Raw genomic sequence first — 21,044 nt, 5'->3', positions numbered from 1 at the left:
AGTTCAGGTAAACGGGGTCGTTTACCTGGGGCACCGTAACGCGGCATGCCGACTTAAGTAAACGAGTGCGTATACTTGCTTCATGGAGACGACCGTGAGTACGGCTGCCGCGGCATCCCGGCGGCGAGGGCGCGGCGGGCGGGAGCGCGTTCTGGCCGCCGCCGCCCGGCTGTTCGCGACCCAGGGCATCGGCGCGACCGGCATGGAACAGGTCGCCGAGGAAGCGCCGGTGTCCAAGCGGACGCTCTACGCGCACTTCCGCACCAAGAACGATCTGGTCATCGCCCACCTGCGGGGCCTCGCACTGTCGGGGGCCACCCTGGAAGGCGTGCTGACCCGTGAGGACATCCCTCCGCGCGACCGGATCCGCAGGCTGTTCGACCCGCCGGTGGCGGACGCTTCTCCGGTGCGCGGGTGTCCGTTCATCGATGCCGCCGCGGAGTTCCCCGACCCGGAGAGCGCGGTGCACTCCTATGCGCGGGAGCAGAAGCTGCGCATGGTGCGACTGATCGCCGCGGTGGTGACGGAACTGGGCTGCCGCGAACCCCTCCCGCTCGCCGAACAACTGGCCACCCTCGCGGACGGGGCGGCCAGCCGCGCCATGGTGCTGGACGAAGCGGACTACGGCCGGCACGCGCGGGCGGCGGCGGAGATCCTCCTCGATCAGGCTTTGCCGGGGAGGACGGGAGAGGGCTGACGAGGAAGGTGCCTGCGGGCGCGGCCGAAGCGGTCATGATCCACCCGGCCGGACCCCGCCTCGCGGGGCGTCTTCTTCCGGCACGCACGGTGATCCGGGCGAAAGCCCCTGGGTCCCGCCGCCGAGTGCGGCCGGAGCTACCGCCTCGTGGCGCTCACCGCGATCCTCACCGCCCGCCCGGCGCGCGCCCGCTCACAGATCCGGGTGCTTCGTCGCCACGTGGTAGTAGCCCGAGTGGAACACCAGCGGGGCGCCGCCGTCCGCCTCGTACTGTTCGACCTCGCCGAGGAAGATGACGTGGTCACCGGCGTCGAGGCGCTGCACGGTGCGGCACTGGAAGCGGGCGACCGCGCCGTCCAGGAGCGGGGTGCCGGCCAGGCCCGGGGTGGTGGGGACGCCGTGGAACTTGTCGTCGGCGGGGGTGGCGAACTGGCGGGAGAGATGGTGCTGGTCCGCGGCGAGGACGTGGACGGCGAAGTGGGTCGCGTCGGTGAAGTCCGGCAGGCTCGGGCTGTTCTTGCCGGGGCACCACAGGACGAGCGGCGGGTCCAGGGAGACCGAGGTGAAGGAGTTCGCCGTCATACCGATGGGGCGGCCGTCGGGGGCGCGGGCCGTCACCACCGTCACGCCGGTGGCGTACTGACCCAGCGCGCGCCGCAGTGCGCGGGCGTCGAAGCGGGCGGCGTGCCGGGTGCGCCGCTCGGCGAGGAAGCGGTGCGCCTCGGCCTCCTCGAACCACCAGCGGTAGAGGGTGCGCGGATCGTCGAACCCGGCGGCGAGGGCGGAGGCGACCGAGGGGATGCCGGCCGCCGCCGTCAGGATCTCGCGGTGGTGCGGGCGCAACTCCGTCAGCAGGGAGTTGGTCCAGCCGACTGCCCACTGCGCCCAGCCGCGCCAGAAGGTGTCGAAGGTGCGCTGCATCCACTGCGGGGAGAAGTCGGCGTCGCCGTGGCGGAGGATGCTGCCGAGGTAGTGGGCGGCGGCCTGGGCCGCGTTGTTCGCCCCCTGGCCGGTGACCGGGTCGTTGAGGACGACGGCGTCGGCCATGCCGAGGACGTGCCGGCCGGAGGCCAGCCGGGCGACGGGGTGGCGGACGGTCGGCGTGACCCGGCCGCGCAGCACCCCGCCGTCGTCGGTCAGCCGGGCGTGGCGGTGCCGCTCGTACGCGTCGGGGAAGAAGCGGTGGAGGAGTTCCAGCGAGCGGGCGAGGTGTTCCCCGGGGGTGCGGATGTCGTCCCAGCAGTCCATCGGGCCGCCGGGGACGCCCTCGAAGACCATGATCTCGCAGGGTCCTGTGGTGGTGAGGGCGGGGAAGGAGAAGAACTCGCCGATGCCGGGGACCATCCGGTAGTGGACGGCGGCCTCCCCGTCCCGCGGCGCCGACCCCGTGACGTACGTCAGCGCCAGCGCGCGGCGCGGCCGGTCGTACGGGGAGTGCTCGGCGTCGCGCGGGAAGAGGCCGCTCAGCTCGCCCTTGCCGGTGGAGACCACGACGAGATCATGGGTGCGGGCGTACCACTCCAGGTCGTGGACGCGTGCCTCGTGCAGGATGAGTTCGCCGCGGCCGTCCTCGGCGAACCGCTCCAGCCACGCGGCGCACTTGACCCGCTGGTCGACGGAGCGGGCGGGGGCCTCCAGGGGCGCGTGCCAGGTGACGCCGGGTGTGCCGTGCGGGCCGATCAGGGAGAACGTGATGCCGCCGATGTCCGGGGCCCGGTCCTCCCAGTCGTGCAGGCCGAGTTCGCGCTCGCTCCGCAGCGCGGTGTCGAACATGCACTGACTGGACATGACCGGGCCCCGGCGTATCTCGTCGGGGCCGCGGTCGGTGACCAGGGTGACGTCGTAGCCGTGTGCCTGGAGCCCGAGGGCCAGTTGGGCACCGGCCTGTCCGGCGCCGATCACCGCGATCCTTCTCATGTCCCGCTGTCCCGCTCTCGTTCCCTGGGTGCCGCCGTACCGGTGCGCTCTTCCTGACTCTGCGTCAGGAAGCCACCTCGGCGAGGTAGTTCTGCGCCGCGGCCGGGTCCATGAACCAGTGGAAGAAGTCCCGCGGGTCGTCGAAGCCGTTGACGAAACGGGAGGCGATACGGGGGTTGGCGCTCGCCGCGCCGAACAGCTCCAGGACGTGCTGCGGCGGGGCGCCGAGCATCGCGTTGGTCCAGGCGGTCGAAGACCGCGCGTTGTCCCAGAAGCGGCCGAAGGCCAGCTCCATGAAGGCGGCGTCGTACGGGCGCTCGCCCTGGTCCAGGATGGCGGCGAGGTAGGCGGCCGCGCACTTGGCGGCGTTGTTGGACCCCTGGCCGGTGACCGGGTCGTTCAGGACGACGACGTCGGCGAGGCCGAGCACCCGCGCACCGGAGGGCAGCGTGGCGACGGGTTTGCGGACGGTCGGCGCGAAGCGGCCCGCGAGGGTGCCGTTGGAGTCGGTGAGCGCGACGCCGGTGCAGCGCTCGGCCTCCCACGGGACGTAGGCGCGCAGCAGCTCCTGGAACGTCGCGAGCTGCTGTTCGGGGGCGAGCCCGCCGAAGCGGTCGAGCGGGCCGCCCGGGATGCCCTCGAAGAACATGATGTCGCAGGGGCCGGTGGTGGTCAGGCTGGGCATCGTGAAGTACTCGCCCGCGCCGGGCACGACGTTGAAGCTGACGCCGGGGCGGTCGGGCAGCGGCTCCATACCGGTGACGTACGCCAGGGCCAGTGTGCGCTGCGGGGCGTCGTACGGGGAGCGCCGGGCGTCCCGCTCGAAGAGCTTGGCGATCTCGCCCTTGCCGGCCGCGACGATCACCAGATCGGACTCGGCGGCATAGCGCTCCAGGTCCGCGATGCCGGCCTCGCGGAGTTCCAGGTGGCCGCCGCGGCGCGCGAACTCGCCCATCCACAGCGGCATCTTGACCCGCTGGTCGACGGAGCGGGCGGTGGCGTCGAGGCGGGCGCTGAAGGAGAGGGCCCGGCCGCCCCGGCCGTCGGCGATGTTCACGCCGAGTCCGGCGATCGGCGGGCAGGCGTCGCCCCAGAAGTCGAGGCCGAGGCCGCGTTCGTGGGCGAGGGCGGTGCCGAACATGGCCTGGCTGGACATGACCCGGCCCTCGCGGATCTGGTCCCCGGTGCGGTTCGAGACGAGGGTGACGTCGTAGCCGTGGGAGATCAGGCCGATGCCGAGCTGGAGACCGGCCTGACCGGCTCCGACGATGGTGATCTTGCGCATGAGGGGCCTCCGGGAGCGGGGTGTGCGGTGGGACGGGGCCGCGCCGGGCGGGCGTGGCGGTGCGGTCGGGTACGGGATGCGGCTGCCCGCCGGAGGGGTGGGCGGGCAGCCGCGGGCGGCCGGACGGCCCGGGGGACCGGGGGGACGGGTCCCGGGGCGTCCGGCCGGTCGGCGGGGCTCACCGGCGTGGCGGTGCGGCCTCGGGTGGGGGCGGGGCGCCGGACGGGGAAGCGGAGCCGGGCGGCGGCGCGGTCCCGCCCGGGGCGGCGGTGCGGGGCCCGCGGCGGGCGGGGGCGGTGGGGCGCCCGCCGGGCGTGGTCCGGTCGCCGCGCGGGGCGGTCCGGCCCGGCACTGCCTGCATCGTTGCTTCCCTGCTTCTTCTCGGATCCGCGGCGGTCAGGCATCCACCTTGGTATGGCAAGATCATCGGCGCTATCCGGATTACGCGGGTCGCTGTCCCGAACGCGCATCTCGGCGGTGGAGGTCCACATGCCCGCTGCGGAGCCACCGCTCGCAAACCATCAGCGTTTCCACACGGCGGACATATGGGAGGCGCGGGCCGAGGTCGGCCGCGCCTTCTGCCCGCACGAGCTGCGCATCACGCAGCGCTCGGCGACGCTCGACGCCCGGCTGCACGGCACCTCCTTCGAACGGACCGGGCTGTACTACCTCGACTACGGGACGGAGGTCCGGATCACGCCGGGCGATCTGGAGAGCTTCTTCCTCGTCCAGATCCCGCTCGCCGGACACGCGGAGATCACCTGCGGCCGGGAGGAGATCATCTCCTCCCCGGAACTCGCCTCCGTCCCCTCTCCGACCGGAAAGCTGGACATGCGGTGGGGGAGCGGCAACCCGCAGCTCATCGTCTGGTTCGACCGGACGTCCCTCGAATCGCACCTGGGCAGCCTGCTCGGCCGCACCGTGCGCCGCCCGATCCGTTTCTCCCTCGGCATGGACCTCACCGCGGCGGGCTCCCGCTCCTGGCTCAACGTCGTCGACCTCATGCGCCGCGAGGCGGAAGAACCCGGCGGGATGACGAGCCGGCCCCTCGTGACGCGGCAGCTAGAGGCGCTGCTGATGACCCAGTTGCTGATGGCCCAGCCGCACACCTACACACCGGCGCTCCTCGGCGAGCAGCCGCGCGTCGCGCCGCTCGCGGTCCGCCGCGCCATGGAGGTCATCGAGGGGCACGCCGCCGAACCGCTCACCGTCGCGGAGATAGCGGAGTGCGTCGGCGTCGGCGTCCGCGCCCTCCAGGACGGCTTCCGCCGCCACCTCGACACGACCCCGCTCGCCTATCTGCGCGAGGTCCGCCTCGACCGGGTACGCAAGGAACTCCTCGCCTCCGACCCGGGCACCACGACCGTCACCGCCGTCGCCTCCCGCTGGGGCTTCCTGCACCCGGGGCGCTTCGCGCTCGCCTACCGGCGGCAGTTCGGGGAGCCGCCGTCGGAGACGTTGCGTTCGTAGCGGCCGGGAGCCCCGCCCGCGGGGACCGGCCCGTCCCGACGGCTTCCCGGACCCGTACGGAACGCCCCCGGGCCCGGGACCTGCACCCGCCCGCGCCCGCCGCGACGGCGGGCCGCCCCGGAGGCGTACGGCCCGGCAGCGGGCGGGGCGCGGTGCGGTGGCCGGGGCCGCCCGGACTTCCGGCCCTGGCCCGCGGCCCGCCGCCCGGCCTCTACTATCGTTCGATGTTTCGTCGGCGGGCGCCGGTGCCCAGGTGCCGGTGCCCGCCGCGCCACGCCCACCGCCCGACCCGACACGACGACGTGCGCCGCACGGCGAGGGGCCGGGCAACGAGGAGAGGAACGATCATGCGCGCCCGGAGCATCGGCGCGGCCGCCGCGACAGCATTGGCGCTGGTGGCTGCCCGAGACCTCGTCCAGAAGAAGCACGCACTGCTCAGGAACTTCCCGGTGATCGGGCACGCCCGGTACCTGCTGGAGACGATCGGGCCGGAGCTGCGCCAGTACATCGTGACCTCCAACGACGAGGAGCGTCCGTTCAGCCGCGATCAGCGCACCTGGATCTACGCGTCGGCGAAGGAGGAGAACAACTACTTCGGGTTCGGCACCGACAACGACGTCGAACACGTCCAGGGCCACGCGTACCTCAAGCAGCGCACCTTCGCCGGAGACCTGCCCGACCTGCACGATCCGCTGGCCCCGCTGCCCTCGGCGAAGATATTGGGCGGGCCGCGCGGCCGCGCCAAGGCGTTCCGCCCGGCGAGCGTGGTGAACATCTCGGCGATGAGCTTCGGCTCGCTCTCCGGCGCGGCGATCACCGCGCTCAACGAGGGCGCGGCGCTCGCCGGAGCGATGCACAACACCGGCGAGGGCGGCCTCTCCCCGTACCACCGCAACGGCGGCGACCTCATCCTCCAGATCGGCACGTCGTACTTCGGCTGCCGCAACGAGGACGGCACCTTCAACCTCGACAAGCTGAAGGCCGTGGTCTCCGGCGCCCCGGTCAAGGCGATCGAGATCAAGCTGTCCCAGGGCGCCAAGCCGGGACTCGGCGGGATGCTGCCGGGCGCGAAGGTCACCCCGGAGATCGCCGAGATCCGCGGCATCCCGCTCGGGGAGGACTGCGCCTCCCCCTCGCGCCACACCGCCTTCCACGACGTCGACTCGATGCTCGACTTCGTCGAACTGCTCGCCACCGAGACCGGTCTGCCGGTCGGCATCAAGAGCGCGGTCGGTGAGATGGACTTCTGGCAGGAGCTGGCCACGCTGATGGCGCGCGGCGACCGCGGCGTGGACTTCGTGACCGTCGACGGCGGCGAGGGCGGCACCGGCGCGGCGCCGCTGACCTTCGCCGACTCGGTGTCGCTGCCGTTCCGGATGGGCTTCTCCCGGGTCTACGGCACCTTCGCCGAGCGGGGGCTGACCGACGACCTGACCTTCATCGGCTCCGGCAAGCTCGGCCTGCCCGAGAACGCCGCCGTCGCCTTCGCCCTGGGCGTCGACATGATCAACGTCGCCCGTGAGGCGATGCTCTCCATCGGCTGCATCCAGGCGCAGAAGTGCCACACCGACAAGTGCCCCACCGGCATCGCCACCCAGAACCCCTGGCTGGCCCGCGGCCTCGACCCGGCGTCGAAGGCCACCCGCGCCGCCGTCTACCTGCGCACCCTGCGCAAGGAACTGCTGAAGGTCTCCTCGGCCGTCGGCGTCGCCCACCCGGCGCTCATCACCGCCACCGACATCGAGATCATGAACGGTGACTACGAGGCCCGCACCCTGGCCGGCGTCTACGGCTACAAGGACGGCTGGGGCACCCTCGGCCCGGACCTCGCCCGGGAGATCACCGAACTCCTCACCCGCGAGCCGGACGCCGCGTAACGCGCAGCGGGCTTCCCCGGGAGTCCGGGACCGGCCGTCACGCCCGGCCCCGGTCTCCCGGGGGAAGCGGCGACCGCCCCGTCCGGTCCCCACGTCACCGCGCGGAACGGCCGCCGCCCGGCAGCCGTTCCGCGTCCCGGATCGGGGCTCCGCCCGGCCCGCCCACGCCTCACCTCGCGGCGGGCGGGGCCACGCACACCTCGCCGCCCGGGCGGACCATGACCCGGAAGGACGGCTGCGGCGCGGTCGCGGGGCCGCGTACCACCGCGCCGTCCACGAGGCGGAACACGCTGGCGTGCCAGGGGCACTCCACACATCCGTCGAAGAGCCGTCCGCCCGACAGGGGCCCGGCCTGATGGCTGCACCGGTCGGCCAGGGCCAGGATCCGGCCGTCCGCCTCCCGTACGACGAGGACGGGCACCTCACCCGCCATCCGGCGCACCGCCTGCCCCACCGGGAAGTCCTCCAACTGGCCGACCGGGTGCCAGCGGTCCGCCACCAGATCGGGCACCGACGCGGTCTTGTTCGTGCCCGCGCCCAGCCGGTAGGCCAGATGGCCGCCCAGCATCCCGCCCGCCCCGGCCGCCGCCAGTCCGAGGAAGCCGAGCGCCTTGGCCCGCACCGCGCGGCCACGGCCGCGCTGCACCCAGGAGGCCGCGTACAGACCGGTCGCCGCGGAGCCCGCCACGGCGTGCACCAGACCGGTGCGCCGCTGCTCCGCCTGGAGTTCGGCCCAGTCCAGCCAGCCCGCCACCGCCGCCGGCACCGCCGCCAGGACCCCGGCCCCCACCAGGAACCGTGCCTCGCGCCGCGCACCGGGCAGGGTGTCCAGGGCCGCCGCGGACAGCCAGGCCCCGAGCGGCAGTTGGACGAGCGAGGGATGCAGCGGATGGCCGAGCGGCAGCCCGTGCGCGACGTCCCGGAAGCGCCCCAGGGGAACGGCCCGCACGACACGCGCGAGCGGAGTGGCCACCAGGTCGAGGCGGCGCATCCGCCCCAACCGGTCGAGGGACCGCACCACGGCGGCGGAGAGCGACGGATGTCCGGGCGCCTCCACCCTCTCGCCGGTATGCACGGGCCGGTCGTGCCGAACGGTCGTCCTGCGCACTGTCGCTCACCCCTTCCGCCGCGGCGGCGGACCGGGCGGGCACCGGACGGCGCATCTCCCGGCCCCGTACGGTCGTCTCCCTCCACCATAAGGACCGGTGAGGAGCCCCGCACGCCTGGCGGGGCGCACGCCCCGGCGGGTACGTCCCGGCCGTTCCGCCGCGGGCCGGGGGGCGTTCCCCGTCTCGTTCCGGCGGGTGACCGCCGACCCCCGTGATTCCGCCGCTGCCCGGAGGACACGGCAGCCGACCGGCTTCACCGGTCGGCCCGGATCCTCGTGCCGGGAAGCCCCCGCGGGCGATCATCCTCTCCGGCTCCCGGAGCGTGAACCCGGAGAGCTTCAGCGCCGAGGTGCGCGCCGAGAAGACCAGCGGCAAGTGGTATGTCGGCAAGTGGTACGTCGGCAACTCCGGCCTTCCCACCGGCACCGGCGACCGCCCCCCCGTCGTGACGTAGCGACCCGGCCGCCGGCACCCCGGACCGCCGCGCACCTCCGGCGGCACGGCCGGGCCCCGGCGCCGCGCGGACGGGCTGCGGGAGACGAGACTTGGCCCGCGCCTCCGGCCTGTGGTCGCATGGTGGCGATGCTCTCCGACGAACCTTCCGCAGACCCCGAGGCCCGGATACCGGCGGGCCGCACCACCCCGGACGATCCGGCCGCGACGGATCCACCCTCTGACGTACCGTCACCCCGCAGCGCCGCGGAGCCGGACGCTCCACCGGCCCGGGAAGCCCCCGCCGCCACCGGCGCCACCCCCACCACCGCCACGGGCTCCGGCGACGAGCACGAGCCCCCGCGGGCCGGGCGCAGACCCCGCCGCATCGTGCGGAGAACCGTGAAGACGGCCGTCGCACTCGCCGTCGTCCTGGCGTTCCTCGCCCTCGGCGACCGGTGGGCCGTGCTCTACGCGGAGAACGCGGCGGCGCGGCAGATGCAGAAGGCGCTGAAACTGCACGCCGAACCCGAAGTGCACATCGACAGCTTCCCGTTCATCGGCCAGATCCTGGCGGGGAACATCGACCACGTCGAGGTCAACGTCCCCCATGTCGACGCCGGGCCGGTCTCCGTCGCCCAGGTCAAGGGCGCGGTGGACGACCTCCGGATCGTCGGCGGCCTGCCGTCCTCCGTGAAGGGGGCGGTGCTCAGCCGGGTGCGCGGCGACATCCTGCTGGACTTCAAGGACCTCAACCGCGAAGTGGGCGCCTCACAGCTCCGCTTGACTCCCGGCCCCGGCAAGAACACCGTGCTGGCCGGCGGCGCCCTGCCCGTGGGCGGCACCCGGGCCCGGGTCGAGGGACGCGCACAGTTGGAGCGCACCGGGGACCGCGGTCTGCGCCTGACCGTCCAGGACACGCGCGTGGTGGTACCCGGCCTGCTCACGTACGTACCGGGCAAGGGCGGCGGCCTGCAACTGACCGCCCCTGTCGCCGGCAAGATGGACGAGGACGAGCTGCGTGCGGCCGCCGGGAAGCCCGTCAGCCCGCGGCAGCGGATGACGGGCCACCTGCTCGACACCCTCGTGGACCATCCGTCGCTGCTGAAGCCCACCGGCATCGACCCCTCGCTCATCCAGGGCCTGCAGAAACTCCGGGAGCCGAAGGTCGCGGAGCGGATGGAGTTCTCCGCCCGGCTGCCGGACGGCCTGCCGGGCGACCTCCGGCTGCGCGATCTCTCCGTGACAAAGGACGGCATCCGGGCCCAACTCACCGGCACGGACGTACCGGTGGGCTGACGACGGCACGGCCGGGACACGGAAGCGGGCACGGCCACGGGGGCGGAGGCGGCGGCGCGACGGACCGGAGCCGAGCGGTGGCACGGACGCGGACACGGCGTCCGTGCCACCGCTGTTCCCGGGCCTGCGGGGCGTCGACGACAGGCGAGCGCTTCAGGCCGGCCGGGCCTGCGGAGCGTTGACGGCAAGGTGGACGCTTCCGGATCGTCCGGCCTGAAGGAAGGGCGCGAGGGCGCGGACGGCCGTGCGCCGTGCCCGCCCGGCATCGGCTCCGGCGCCCGCTGCCCCGCCGTCAGCGCCGCACCGGCCGGATCACGGGCCGGTCGCCGCCGTCGTGGTCATACGGGGCGAGGTGAACCAGTGCGTGGAGTCGCCGGTCGACGGGTGGTAGGAGCCCCATTTGAGGTAGTCCCTGGTGCCGTCGTAGGTGGTGCCGGTGTACCGGGTCGACCCGTCGGCGAACTTCTGCTTCACCCCGTCGAACCACAGCTCAAGAGTGCCGTCGGTGCGGCCCTCACGGAGTTTGAGGGTGTAGGAGTGCCAGGTGCCGTTCTTGACCGGCGCGGTCCACAGCGGCACCGCGGTGTGGTCATGGGTCCACGCCTGGAGCCGGACGCGGTCCCGGGTGGCGTCCAGTTCGACCGGATGGTTCGCCGTGCCGCTGCTCGGGCTGCACTTGAGCTGGAAGATGTACCGGTTCTTGCTGTCGCGGATGTCCGTCCTGGACGACCAGCTCAGGGAGAAGACGCTGCCGGGCTCCAGGTCCGGGCCGACCGCCTCGCACCGCTCCTGACCACCGGGCTGCCGGGCGCGCCACACCTTCCCCTTGGCCGGATCACTCACCACCCCGAAGCTGCCTCCGGAGCACTGGATACCGGGGAACGCGGACGGCCCGGCCTCGATGTCCGGCGTCCACAGCACCCGGCGGGGCGCCGCGGACTCCGCCGACGCCGCCCCTCCTGGGAAGGCGGTGACCGGCAGCGCCAGCAGCCCGGCCGTCACCGCCGTCGTCCATAACGGTGTGCGAAGTGAGCGGGCACGTGACATGAGCACTCCCCGGGCCGGTGGACCGTACGGCAACGGGCGGAAGTGTGACGTGCGCCCCGCGGGATGTACACCCCGCCGTACGGGGATCCGCGGCGGGAGGGAGACGGTCACGGGCCGGGAGGCGGTGTGAGCGACCGGCGCCGAGGAGAAAGCCGGGAAGAGGCGCCGCGGAGAAGGACGCCGAAGGGAAAGCCAGGAAGAGAGAGGTCCCGAAGAAAGAGCCCTCGAACAGAAAGGCAAGGAGAAACGTCTCCCTGCCAGTTTCAAGATATAGCGCACAGGGGGGCTTGCCGCAAGGCCCGGGGGATGCCGCACAATCGTCGGCCGAAGCCATGACCTGCGGAAACAGTGGGTCGACGGGCGCGGGCCGCGGTCGGCGTCAGGGACGTACGGGACGCGGTGGCGAGCCGCCGCGCGGTTGCGGGTGCGCGGTCCGACCGGGCGGCGCGGCCGGGCGGCCCGCCGGAGGAGACGGACGGGGACGAAGGCGTGCGTGACGGAAGACGCGACGGAAGAAGCGACGGAGACGGAGGCGCCGGTGAGGCGAGCGGTGACGGTGGTACGGGGCGGCACGGCTGCCCCGGAAAGGGCGCGATGACCGGGCGGTACGTGACGGACCTCGCCGGGGTCGACGAGACGCGGGGCGCGGTGGTCGGCGGCAAGGGCGCGCACCTGGGCGGGCTGGCGCGGATCGAAGGGGTCCGGGTGCCGCCGGGGTTCTGCGTGACGACGGCCGCCTTCCGGCGGGTGCTCGCGGGGACACCGGCGGTCGGCGGACTGCTCGACCGGCTCTCGCGGGTGGACGCGGACGACCGGGAGGCGGTCCGCGCGCTCAGCGCACGGCTGCGCCGGGCCGTCGAAGGGGCCGCCGTCCCGGACGAGGTGACGGCGGAGATCACCCGCGCGCTCGCCCCGCTCGGCGAGCGGACCGCCTGCGCCGTCCGGTCCAGCGCGACCGCGGAGGACCTGCCGACGGCCTCCTTCGCCGGTCAGCAGGACACGTACCTGAACGTCGTGGGGACGGCGGAGATCCTGCGGCACATCCGCCGGTGCTGGGCCTCGCTCTTCACCGAGCGGGCCGTGCTGTACCGCCGGCGCAACGGCATCGACCACCGCACGGTCCGGATGGCCGTGGTCGTGCAGCGGATGGTCCTCCCGCAGGCGTCCGGTGTCCTGTTCACGGCCGACCCCGTCACCGGCGACCGGCGGACCGCCACCGTGGACGCCGGGTTCGGTCTCGGTGAGGCCCTGGTCTCCGGGCTGGTGGACCCGGACGTCCTCACGGTGCGGGACGGCGAGGTCGTCGCCAGGAAGATCGCCGTCAAGCGGCGCGCGGTGCACGCCCGGCCCGGCGGCGGTACCCGGGAAGTGACGGTCGACGCGCGGCGGCAGGAGCGGCCCGCGCTGACGGACGCGCAGGCGCTACGGCTCGTCCGGCTCGGGCGGCGGATCGAGGCGCACTTCGGCACTCCGCAGGACATCGAGTGGTGTCTGGTCGGCGAGGAGTTCCACATCGTCCAGAGCCGGCCGATCACGACGCTGTTCCCCGTCCCCGAGACCGATGACGGGGAGAACCACGTCTACGTCTCCGTCGGCCATCAGCAGATGATGACCGACCCCATGAAGCCGCTGGGGCTCTCGGTGTGGCAGTTGACGGCCATGGCGCCGATGCACGAGGCCGGCGGGCGGCTGTTCGTCGACGTCACCCGGAGGCTGGCCTCGCCCACGAGCCGCGCCGCTCTCCTGGACCTCATCGGACGGGGAGATCCGCTGGTCAGGGACGCGCTGGAGACCGTGATCGCCCGCGACGGATTCCTTCCGTCGCTGCCGGACCCCGCTCCCGGCGGGCCGCCGGCGGGCGGTCCGCCCGACCCGGTCGCGACCGATCCGGCCCTCGTCACCGAACTGATCGCGCGCAGCCGCACCGCCACCGCCGCCCTGGAACGCGAGCTGGAGTCGCGGAGCGGACCGGCGCTCTTCGACTTCCTGCTGGAGGCGTTCGAGGAGCACAAACGGCTCCTAGGCGACCCGCTGAGCATGCGGGTGATCATGGCGGGGATGGAGGCCACCTGGTGGCTCAACGACAAGCTGGGGGAGTGGCTGGGCGAGAAGAACCCGGCCGACACGCTCACCCTGTCCGCGCCCGGCAACGTCACCTCCGAGATGGGCCTGGCGCTGCTGGACGTCGCGGATGCGATCCGGCCGTGGCCGGAGGTGGTGGCGTTCCTGGAGAACACCGAGGACGACGGTTTCCTCGACGCGCTGGCGAAGCTCCCGGGCGGGACCGGGGCGCGCGACGCCATCGAGGACTACCTCGACCGGTACGGCATGCGCTGCGTCGGCGAGATCGACCTCACGCGGCCCCGGTGGCGCGAGCGCCCCGCCACGCTCCTGCCCGCACTCCTCGACAACGTCCGCACCTTCGGGCCGGGCGCCGCCGGGCGGCGCTTCGAGGAAGGGCGGCGGAAGGCGCTGGAGAAGGAGCGGGACGTCCTGGCGCGGCTGCGGGTGCTGCCGGACGGGGAGCACAAGGCCGCTGAGACGAAGCGGATGATCGACCGGGTCCGCACCTTCATCGGGTACCGGGAGTACCCGAAGTACGGCATCGTCAGCCGCTTCTTCCTCTACAAGAAGGCCCTGCTCAAGGAGGCCGGACATCTCGTCGAGGCGGGGGTGCTCGCCGAGCCGGCGGACGCCTTCCACCTCACGTTCCAGGAGTTCCGCGAGGCCGTGCGGACGCGGCGGGCCGATGCCGGGCTGATCCGGCGCCGCAGGGAAGCGTTCCGGTCGTACCGGGCGCTCACCCCGCCCCGGGTGCTCACCTCGGACGGTGAGGGCGTGAACGGGGCGTACCGGCGCGACGGCGTACCGGACGGGGCCCTGACCGGTCTGCCGGTCTCCGCCGGGACCGTCGAGGGGCGGGCCCGGGTGGTCCTGGACATCGCGGAGGCCGCGCTGGAGCCGGGCGACATCCTCGTCACGGCCTTCACGGACCCCAGTTGGTCCCCGCTGTTCGTCCAGATCGCGGGCCTGGTCACGGAGGTCGGCGGGCTGATGACCCATGGCGCGGTCATCGCCCGGGAGTACGGTCTGCCCGCCGTCGTGGGCGTGGACGGGGCCACCCGGCTGATCCGGGACGGCCAGTTGATCCGCGTGCACGGGGCCGACGGATACGTGGAGATCCTGGCGTGACCCGGACGCGGCGGCACCCGCCCGGCGAACGCCGCGGGCGGGTGCCGCGCACCGGCGGCGGGCGGCCCGGAGTCAGTGCTGCGGGTGGGGGCGCGGGTGGAACACCGAGCGGCGGTGCCTGGTGGCGGTGCCGGTGCCCTTGGTGCCATGGCCGAGGGCGAGACGCAGCCGGACGGCGTTGATCATCTCGCCGACGCCCAGGACGATCGCCATGATGCCCGTGACCAGCGTGAGCGCGGCGAGCGAGCCGAACGGCGAGACGACCATCACGATGCCGGCGAGCAGCGTGATGATGCCGAGGAAGAGCTGCCAGCCACGTGCGGGGGTCGCACGGTCCGAACCGGCGGCCGCGGTCATCATGATGCCGCGTACCAGCCAGCCGAAGCCGATCCAGAGGGCGAGCAGCAGGAGCGATTGCAGGGTGCCCCGGAAGCAGACGAGCCCGAGGAGCACGCTGATCGCGCCCGTGACGAAGTGCAGCGCCCGCAGATGCCCGGGGACATGGGCGCCGAAGGCACCGGCCAGTTGGAAGACACCGCTGACCAACAGGTAGACGCCGAAGGCGATCCCGACGACGAGCAGCGTCTTGCCCGGCCAGACCAGGACGATCACGCCCAGGGCGACCGAGGCCAGCCCGATGGTGAACAGTGCCTGCCAGCCCAGGTTGACCAGGGCGCCCAGCGGGTTGCCCGCCGCGCGGGCGTCCGGGGGCGGGTCACCGTCCGAGGCCGTGGAAGGGGTCGTCATACCTGCCACCTCTTTCATGGACAGCACGGTCGGGTACGGACGCTTCCATCGTCACCCCTTCGGCCCACTCCCGCTTGGGGAGAGCGCCGCCGCACGGGGAGGCGCCCGCCTCGCGCGGTGCGGGGCGGGCGCCTCCCGGCCCGTCCGGGACCGTCCGGAGCGGGCCGGCGACCGGGCGGCGCCGAGGGTGCCGCCCGGGCTCAGGGGCGGCTCGTCAGGTAGCCGCCCATGGAGGTGAAGTAGGCGGCGGCGGGCAGTTCGCGGCCGTCCTCGGTGCGGACGCGGGTGACGGCCAGACCGTGGTTGCGGCCGGTGCGGGCGTCGGCGCCGGCAACGATCACCACACCGTCGCCCTCGCGGTAGAAGATGCGGCCGGGAGTACCGCCGTACACGCCCTCGGAGACGACGGCGGAGAGGATCTCCAGCCGCTTGCCCTTGTGGAAGGTGAAGGCGGCCGGGTACGGGGCGGACTGGGCGCGGACCAGCCGCTCCAGCACCTCGGCGGGCCAGTCCCAGTTGATCCGGATGTCCTCCTCGGCCCGCTTGTGGAAGAAGCTGGCCCGGGAGCGGTCCTGCTTGGTGAACTCGGTCTCGCCGGCGGCGATCCGGTCGAGCGCGCCGATGGTGACCGGGGCGATCAGCTCGACGGTCTTGTGGAAGAGGTCGGTGGCGGTGTCCGCCGGGCCGACCTCGACCGCGCGCTGGTCGACGATGTCCCCGGCGTCGAGCACCTCGTCCATCAGATGCGCGGTGACGCCGACCTCGGTCTCGCCGTTGATGAGGGCCCAGATCAGCGGCGAGAAGCCGGCGTACTTGGGCAGCAGCGAGTCGTGGACGTTGAGGGTGCCGTGCGGCGGGAGGCTGTAGACGCGCGGCGGTATCCAGGTGCGCCAGTTGTTGGCGACGATGATGTCCGGGTCGGCTTCCTTGAGCCGCTGGAACAGCTCGTCGTCGTCGGGGCGGTTGCGGATGACGACGGGGACGCCGTGTTCCTCCGCCAGTTCGGCGACCGAGTCGCTCCAGATCTTCTCGTAGGCGTGCTCGCTCTTGGGGTGCGTCACGACCATCACGACGTCGTGTTCGGAGTCCAGGAGCGCCTTCAGGGTGCGATGGCCCCAGGTTTGGTAACCGAACATGACGACCCGCATCAGGGTTCCTCCTCAGAAGAGCGAAACGATCAGGGGTAAGTAAAGCAAGGCTTACCTAACATCGCAACGACCCCGATTCTGCGGCCGATTGACCGGAGTGGCGGCGTATTGCCCGTTTTGACTGGTCGACAGTCCGGCCAGATCAGGTTAGCTTTACCTAAGTTCCGCTCGGCTGCCGGTCACCGGCGTGCCCGGACCCCCTCTTCCCCCACCCCTGACAGGGCGCCTGGCAGGCGGCCGTCCCGCACGAATGGGAGTGACATGTCACAGCCTCTTCCTGGCGACGCACCACTGATCCACGATCTGATCGGCATCGGCTTCGGGCCGTCGAACGTGGCCATGGCGCTCGCGCTCACCGAGCACAACGCGCGCGTCGGACGGCAGGAGGCGGTCACCGCTCACTTCTTCGAGCAGCAGCCCGGCTTCGGATGGCACCGCGGCATGCTCATCGACGACGCGACGATGCAGGTGTCCTTCCTCAAGGACCTGGTGACGCTCCGGAACCCGACCAGCGAGTACTCCTTCCTCCGGTTCCTCCAGAGCAAGGGCCGCCTGATCGACTTCGTCAACCACAAGAACCTCTTCCCGCTCCGGGTGGAGTTCCACGAGTACTTCGAGTGGGCCGCGGCGAAGGTCGACGACATGGTCTCGTACGGGCACCAGGTCGTCGCGGTCGAACCCGTCGTACGCGACGGCGTGGTGGAGTACCTCGACGTGACCGCCCGCTGCGGCGACGAGACCGTCGTCCACCGCGCCCGCAACCTCGTCATCGGCACCGGACTGCGCCCGGTCATGCCGGAGGGCGTGGAGCGCACCGACCGCGTGTGGCACAACTCCGACCTGCTGACGAAGGTTGACGGTCTGACGGGCACCGAGCCCGAGCGCTTCGTCGTCGTCGGCGCCGGTCAGAGCGCCGCCGAGAACGTCGCCTATCTGCACCGCCGCTTCCCGGACGCCGAGATCTGCGCCGTCTTCTCCCGCTACGGCTACAGTCCCGCGGACGACAGCGGCTTCGCCAACCGCATCTTCGACCCCCAGGCGGTCGACGACTACTTCAGCGCGCCGGAGGACGTCAAGCAGCGGCTGATGGACTACCACGGCAACACCAACTACTCCGTGGTGGACATCGACCTCATCGACGACCTGTACCGGCAGGCGTACCGGGAGAAGGTGCTCGGCGCCGAGCGGCTGCGCTTCATGAACGTCTCGCGCCTCACGGACGTCAAGGAGACGCCCGAAGGGGTCCGCGCCACGGTCAAGTCCCTGGTCACCGGCGAGGAGAGCCTGCTCGACGCCGATGTCGTCGTGTGCGCCACCGGCTACCTGGAGGCCGACGGCCTCGGTCTGCTCGGCGAGGTCGCCGAGCAGTGCCGCCGCGACGAGCGGGGCCGCGTCCGCGTCGGACGGGACTACCGGGTGTCGACCGACCCGCGGCTGCGCTGCGGCATCTACCTCCAGGGCGGCACCGAGCACACCCACGGCATCACCTCCTCCCTGCTGTCCAACACCGCGATACGGGTCGGCGAGATCCTGGAGTCGATCCTCCGCGGCGACGCCCCGGTCGGCTCCGGCGAGGTCCGGCCGGCCGCGGACGCCCGCCAGCCGGCTGCCTGATCCTCCGTCAACTGCCGTGCCGGTGACGGATGTCCTCCGTCGCCGGCACGGCATCCGCCTGCCGCCACTCCACGAGAAAGGGAACGTCCGTGCCCTCTGGTATCCGGTGCCGCGCCGGTGATCCGTCCGGCCGTCAGCGTGAGGTCCGCGAGTGACCCGGCGTCAGGGAGCGGTCGACCGTGCCGACACGGGCACGGCGCCGGGGGAGCGTCCGGCGCTCGCCCGGATCGCGGCCGTGCGGCGGCGCCGGATCACGGGGCTGGGTGCCGTGCTGGCGGTCCTGGTGGTCGCCGCGGTGCTCTCGCTCGTCGTCGGCGCCCGTGCGCTCGGCCCCGGCGAGGTGTGGCACGGGCTGTTCGCGGCGCCGGGCACCGACCGGGACGGCACCGAGATCCGGCTGATCGTGCAGACCGTGCGGCTGCCCCGGACGGTGCTGGCGATCGTGGCCGGTATCGCCCTGGGCGTCGGCGGCGCGCTGATCCAGGGATATACGCGCAACCCCATCGCGGACACCGGTCTGCTGGGGGTGAACACCGGCGCCTCGTTCGCCGTGGTGTCGGCGATCTCCCTGCTCGGGCTCGCCGATCCGTTCCAGTACGTCTGGTTCGCCTTCCTGGGCGCCGGGCTCGCCGGTGCCGTGGTGTTCGGGCTCGCCAGCATCGGGCGGGGCGCCGGCAATCCGCTGACGCTCGCGCTGGCCGGGCAGGGCGTCACGGTCTTCCTCGCCGCGATGACGACGGCGATCGCGCTGTCCGACAAGGCGGCGCTGAACGCCCTGCGGTTCTGGAACACCGGCTCGGTGGCTGGTGTCCCCTTCTCCGTCATCTGGCCGATGGCCCTGTTCGCCGGGGTCGGGCTGATGCTGGCGCTGATCATGCTGCCGTTCCTCAACCTGCTGAACCTGGGGGACGACGTGGCGCGGGGGCTGGGCGTCAACCTCACGGTGGTCCGGACCGTCGGCATCGTCGCCATCACGCTGCTGGCGGGCGCGGCCACCGCTGCCTGCGGTCCGATCGCGTTCCTGGGGCTGATGGTGGCGCACATCGCCCGGTATCTGACCGGGCCCGACTACCGGTGGCTGGTGCCGTACGCGGGTCTGCTCGGCGCGGTCACCCTTCTGATCTGCGACATCGTGGGGCGGTTGGTGGTACGGCCGGGGGAGCTGGACGCGGGTGTTCTCGTCGCCCTCCTGGGCGCGCCGTTCTTCGCGGCCATGGTGTGGCGGGGAAAGTTCAAGAGCGCATGAACGAAACAGCGGTGAAGCGTGAGGTGGTGCCGGGCGTCCGGCTCGGCCGGGTGTCCTTCGTCTGGAGGCCCAGGATTCTTCTGGTCACGCTGGTTCTGACGGCGTTGGCCCTGCTGCTGTTCTGTTTCTCCATCTCCCTGGGGGACTTCCCGATCGGCCTGCCGCGGGTGGTCGCGACACTCTTCGGCCGGGGCGAACGGGTCGACGAGTTCGTGGTGATGGATCTCCGTCTGCCGAGAGCCGCGGCCGGTCTCGTGGTGGGGGTCGCGCTGGGGGTCTCCGGGGCGATCACCCAGTCCGTGGCCCGTAATCCGCTGGCCAGTCCGGACATCCTGGGGATCACCGGGGGCGCCGGTGTGGTGTCGGTGTTCTTGGTGACGGTGTCGGGCGGCACCGCGGTCGCCGGCGCCCTCGGGCTCTCCGGGGCGGCGCTGGCGGGCGGTCTGGGCACCGGTCTGCTGGTGTACTTCCTGGCATGGCGGCGCGGGGTGGACGGCTTCCGGCTCATCCTCATCGGCATCTCGGTGAGCGCCGTGACGGAGGCGCTCACGACCTGGCTGCTGGCCACCGCCGACATCCGGGACGTGGCGCGGGCCCAGGCGTGGCTGGTGGGTTCGCTGGACAACCGGTCGTGGGAGGAGGTCCGCCTGGCCCTGTGGGGCACGCTCGTCCTGCTGGCCGTGGTGGCCTGCGTGGCCTTCCAGTTCAAGCCGCTGCACTTCGGTGACGACGTGGCCGCGGGCCTGGGCGTGCGGTACACCCGGGTGCGGGCGGTCCTGCTGCTGTGCGCGGTGCTGCTGGCCGCGATGGCGGTCAGCGCGGCGGGTCCGGTCCCGTTCGTGGCGATGGTGGCGCCGCAGGTGGCGATGCGTCTGACGAGGTCTCCGACGCCGCCGGTCCCGGCATCGGGCGCGGTGGGGGCCGTGCTGCTGCTCGGCTCGGATCTGGTGGCACGTACGGCGTTGCCGATCACCCTGCCGGTCGGCGTCGTCACCGCCGCGATCGGCGGTCCTTTCCTCATCCACCTGCTGGTGAGGGCCAATCGCCGCTAGGTGGTAGAAAGGTTAGGTAAGCCTAAATTGAGGGGGAGTCATGGTCGCTCAGCACACCACCGGGGCCGAGACCGGGGCCGGTGACGCCCCCCGGCTCGCCGCCAGGGGCGTCACGGTCGGATACGGCGAGCGGACCGTCATCGACACACTGGACGTGACAGTTCCGCAAGGGGTGGTGACCACCATCATCGGCCCCAACGGCTGCGGTAAATCGACCCTGTTGCGGACCCTCTCGCGGCTGCTGAAGCCGTCGAGCGGCTCGGTCGTCCTGGACGGTGACGACATCGGGCGGCTGAAGACCCGGGACGTGGCGAAGAAGCTCGGGCTGCTGCCCCAGTCGCCGGTCGCGCCGGAGGGCCTGACCGTGGCCGACCTGGTCGCCAGGGGGCGCCATCCGCACCAGGGCTGGCTGCGGCAGTGGTCATCGGACGACGCCTCGGTGGTGGAACGGGCGCTGGAGATGACCGGGGTGGCCGATCTCGCCGACCGCGCCGTCGACACGCTCTCCGGCGGGCAGCGGCAGCGCGTCTGGATCTCGATGACGCTGGCTCAGGGCACCGGTCTGCTGCTGCTCGACGAGCCCACCACCTATCTGGACCTGGCGCACGCCATCGATGTGCTCGACCTCGTCGACGATCTGCACGAGGCGGGCCGCACCGTGGTCATGGTGCTGCACGACCTCAATCTGGCCGCGCGCTACAGCGACAACCTGATCGTGATGAAGGCGGGTTCGGTCCTGGCCCAGGGGCACCCGCGCGATGTGATCACCGCCGAGCTGCTGGACGAGGCGTTCGGGCTGCGGGCCAAGGTCATCGACGATCCGGTGGGGGACCGCCCGCTCATCGTGCCCATCGGGCGGACGCACGCCCAGGGAGTGGCAGTTCAGACGGCCGATGCCGCAATTTAGGCTAG

General features: G+C 72.6%; 16 protein-coding genes. 10 read left to right on the top strand and 6 right to left on the bottom strand.

Annotation, left to right across the window (positions count from 1 at the left end):
• Nucleotides 1–82 precede the first annotated feature (82 nt).
• Nucleotides 83–697, top strand: a complete 615-nt coding sequence (locus ACGH2B_RS00505) for a TetR/AcrR family transcriptional regulator (protein ID WP_399082214.1) — start codon at nucleotides 83–85, stop codon at nucleotides 695–697.
• Nucleotides 698–889: 192 nt separating this feature from the next.
• Here ACGH2B_RS00505 and ACGH2B_RS00500 read toward each other — a convergent pair whose 3' ends face one another.
• Nucleotides 890–2,614, bottom strand: a complete 1,725-nt coding sequence (locus tag ACGH2B_RS00500; protein WP_399082211.1) for a styrene monooxygenase/indole monooxygenase family protein — start codon at nucleotides 2,612–2,614, stop codon at nucleotides 890–892.
• A gap of 64 nt (nucleotides 2,615–2,678) precedes the next feature.
• A complete protein-coding gene (locus tag ACGH2B_RS00495; protein WP_399082209.1) occupies nucleotides 2,679–3,899 on the bottom strand; it encodes a styrene monooxygenase/indole monooxygenase family protein in 1,221 nt (406 codons plus the stop codon).
• Between the two features lie 489 nt (nucleotides 3,900–4,388).
• On the opposite strand from ACGH2B_RS00495, the gene ACGH2B_RS00490 reads away from it, so the two are divergent.
• Together ACGH2B_RS00490 and ACGH2B_RS00485 are read left to right on the top strand one after the other, a co-directional pair.
• The gene (locus ACGH2B_RS00490; RefSeq protein ID WP_399082206.1) at nucleotides 4,389–5,369 is read left to right on the top strand and encodes an AraC family transcriptional regulator; all 981 of its coding nucleotides are present in this window, start codon (nucleotides 4,389–4,391) and stop codon (nucleotides 5,367–5,369) included.
• Between the two features lie 347 nt (nucleotides 5,370–5,716).
• The gene (locus ACGH2B_RS00485; RefSeq protein ID WP_399082204.1) at nucleotides 5,717–7,246 is read left to right on the top strand and encodes an FMN-binding glutamate synthase family protein; all 1,530 of its coding nucleotides are present in this window, start codon (nucleotides 5,717–5,719) and stop codon (nucleotides 7,244–7,246) included.
• A 169-nt stretch (nucleotides 7,247–7,415) separates the two neighbouring features.
• Here ACGH2B_RS00485 and ACGH2B_RS00480 read toward each other — a convergent pair whose 3' ends face one another.
• Nucleotides 7,416–8,321, bottom strand: coding sequence for a Rieske 2Fe-2S domain-containing protein (locus tag ACGH2B_RS00480; protein WP_399082201.1), 906 nt, complete (start codon nucleotides 8,319–8,321; stop codon nucleotides 7,416–7,418).
• 356 nt (nucleotides 8,322–8,677) lie between these two features.
• Here ACGH2B_RS00480 and ACGH2B_RS00475 point away from each other — a divergent pair, with 356 nt between their 5' ends.
• Both ACGH2B_RS00475 and ACGH2B_RS00470 read left to right on the top strand, forming a co-directional pair.
• Complete coding sequence (locus tag ACGH2B_RS00475) at nucleotides 8,678–8,809, top strand: hypothetical protein (RefSeq protein WP_399082198.1); 132 nt, start codon at nucleotides 8,678–8,680, stop codon at nucleotides 8,807–8,809.
• 128 nt (nucleotides 8,810–8,937) lie between these two features.
• Entirely contained in the window at nucleotides 8,938–10,086 is a 1,149-nt protein-coding gene (locus tag ACGH2B_RS00470) for a DUF2993 domain-containing protein (protein WP_399082195.1), read from the top strand.
• 312 nt (nucleotides 10,087–10,398) lie between these two features.
• Here ACGH2B_RS00470 and ACGH2B_RS00465 read toward each other — a convergent pair whose 3' ends face one another.
• Entirely contained in the window at nucleotides 10,399–11,088 is a 690-nt protein-coding gene (locus tag ACGH2B_RS00465) for a heparin lyase I family protein (protein ID WP_399082192.1), read from the bottom strand.
• Nucleotides 11,089–11,727: 639 nt separating this feature from the next.
• On the opposite strand from ACGH2B_RS00465, the gene rph reads away from it, so the two are divergent.
• On the top strand, nucleotides 11,728–14,325 hold the full coding sequence (gene rph, locus ACGH2B_RS00460; protein WP_399082189.1) for a rifamycin-inactivating phosphotransferase: 2,598 nt from the start codon (nucleotides 11,728–11,730) through the stop codon (nucleotides 14,323–14,325).
• 72 nt (nucleotides 14,326–14,397) lie between these two features.
• Here rph and ACGH2B_RS00455 read toward each other — a convergent pair whose 3' ends face one another.
• Complete coding sequence (locus ACGH2B_RS00455) at nucleotides 14,398–15,072, bottom strand: HdeD family acid-resistance protein (RefSeq protein WP_399082186.1); 675 nt, start codon at nucleotides 15,070–15,072, stop codon at nucleotides 14,398–14,400.
• Nucleotides 15,073–15,272: 200 nt separating this feature from the next.
• Nucleotides 15,273–16,220, bottom strand: a complete 948-nt coding sequence (locus ACGH2B_RS00450; RefSeq protein WP_399082184.1) for a methionyl-tRNA formyltransferase — start codon at nucleotides 16,218–16,220, stop codon at nucleotides 15,273–15,275.
• A gap of 261 nt (nucleotides 16,221–16,481) precedes the next feature.
• On the opposite strand from ACGH2B_RS00450, the gene ACGH2B_RS00445 reads away from it, so the two are divergent.
• The 4 genes from ACGH2B_RS00445 to ACGH2B_RS00430 all read left to right on the top strand — a co-directional run bounded on the left by ACGH2B_RS00445 (nucleotide 16,482) and on the right by ACGH2B_RS00430 (nucleotide 21,039).
• A complete protein-coding gene (locus ACGH2B_RS00445; RefSeq protein WP_399082181.1) occupies nucleotides 16,482–17,834 on the top strand; it encodes a lysine N(6)-hydroxylase/L-ornithine N(5)-oxygenase family protein in 1,353 nt (450 codons plus the stop codon).
• Between the two features lie 151 nt (nucleotides 17,835–17,985).
• Nucleotides 17,986–19,080 (top strand): FecCD family ABC transporter permease, encoded by a 1,095-nt coding sequence (locus tag ACGH2B_RS00440; RefSeq protein WP_399082178.1) that lies wholly within the window; start codon nucleotides 17,986–17,988, stop codon nucleotides 19,078–19,080.
• Nucleotides 19,077–20,132, top strand: a complete 1,056-nt coding sequence (locus tag ACGH2B_RS00435; protein WP_399082175.1) for a FecCD family ABC transporter permease — start codon at nucleotides 19,077–19,079, stop codon at nucleotides 20,130–20,132. Before ACGH2B_RS00440 ends, ACGH2B_RS00435 begins: the two co-directional genes overlap by 4 nt.
• Before the next feature lie 40 nt (nucleotides 20,133–20,172).
• Nucleotides 20,173–21,039, top strand: coding sequence for an ABC transporter ATP-binding protein (locus tag ACGH2B_RS00430; protein ID WP_399082172.1), 867 nt, complete (start codon nucleotides 20,173–20,175; stop codon nucleotides 21,037–21,039).
• Nucleotides 21,040–21,044 lie beyond the last annotated feature (5 nt).

Origin of the sequence: Streptomyces sp. BBFR2 (assembly GCF_044497305.1) — a bacterium.
Taxonomy (GTDB): Bacteria; Actinomycetota; Actinomycetes; order Streptomycetales; family Streptomycetaceae; genus Streptomyces.
This window is presented reverse-complemented; position numbering and strand designations above follow the sequence as displayed.